Origin of the sequence: Kitasatospora sp. NPDC007106 (genome assembly GCF_040634455.1) — a bacterium.
Lineage (GTDB): Bacteria > Actinomycetota > Actinomycetes > Streptomycetales > Streptomycetaceae > Kitasatospora > Kitasatospora arboriphila.
The window spans coordinates 1-1042 of sequence record NZ_JBEYFP010001455.1; the positions used below are offsets into that span (position 1 = coordinate 1).

Annotated in this window: 1 protein-coding gene; it reads left to right on the forward strand. The window is 74.4% G+C overall.

Annotated features, from left to right (window positions below):
* Positions 1-305 precede the first annotated feature (305 nt).
* Positions 306-1042: PAS domain-containing protein (locus ABZ641_RS39245; protein WP_359989529.1), on the forward strand; the 737-nt coding region annotated here is incomplete at its 3' end.

A 1042-nucleotide genomic window follows, 5' to 3' on the forward strand; every position in this document is an offset into this window, starting at 1 on the left:
GTCTGGGCGATGGCGTCGAGGGTGTCGCCCAGACACAACAGGTGAACGGCGGCTGGCCCGCCCTCTACCAGGCCAACCACGACACCATCGGCGACGACCCCGACCTCATCCTGACCGGCCAGACCCTCCGACTCCCCTGACACCCGGGCCGGCCAGCGGGCCAAGCCCCCGCCGGGACGGCGGCAAGGCGCTGCCGGACGGGTGTCGGGCCGATAGCCTCGGGAAGCCCCACACGTCGGCGGCGGCCGCTCCCACGCGGCTGTGCCGGACCCGGCCCACACCAATCCACGGCGAGGCAGGAACGCATGGCGGAGGCGGACGTCGATTTCGCGGCGGTGTTCGAGGCGCTGCCCGGCGCGGTCGCGCTGCTCACCCCGCAGCTGGTGTTCGCGGCCGCCAACGGGGCGTTCCTGCGCCGGTCCGGGCGCAGCCGGGAGCAGGTGGTGGGCCGGTACCTGTTCGACGTGTTCCCGCGTCAGCCGCACGACGTCGACGTTTCCCGGATGCTGAGTCTGGAGGCGTCGCTGCGGCGGGTGCTGGCCGGCGGGGGCCGTGACGTGATGGCGGTGCAGCGCTACGACGTCGAGGCCGCGCCCGGCCGGTGGGAGGAGCGGTACTGGAGTCCGGTCAATGCGCCGGTGTTCGCGCCGGACGGGCGGGTGGTGCTGGTGATCCACCGGGTGGAGGAGGTCACGGCGCTGATCCGTGCCGCCGGCGGGCCGGGGGCAGAGCTGCGCGTCGAGGCGGAGCTGTACAGCCGGCTGCGTGAACTCGAAGAGGTCAACCAGCGACTGCGCCAGGCGAACGCCCGCGAACGGGAAATCGCCCTCGCCCTGCAGAGCGCCATGCTCCCCCCGGCCCGGGCGATCCGCGCCCACCGCACCGCCGTCCGCTATCGGCCCGCGACCGCCGCGCTGAACGTGTGCGGCGACTGGCACGACCTCATCCCCCTGCCCGGCGGCGACAGGATCGCCGTCACCGTCGGCGACGTCGTCGGCCACGGCCTGGCCGCCGCCGTCGTCATGGGCCAGCTCCGCAGCGC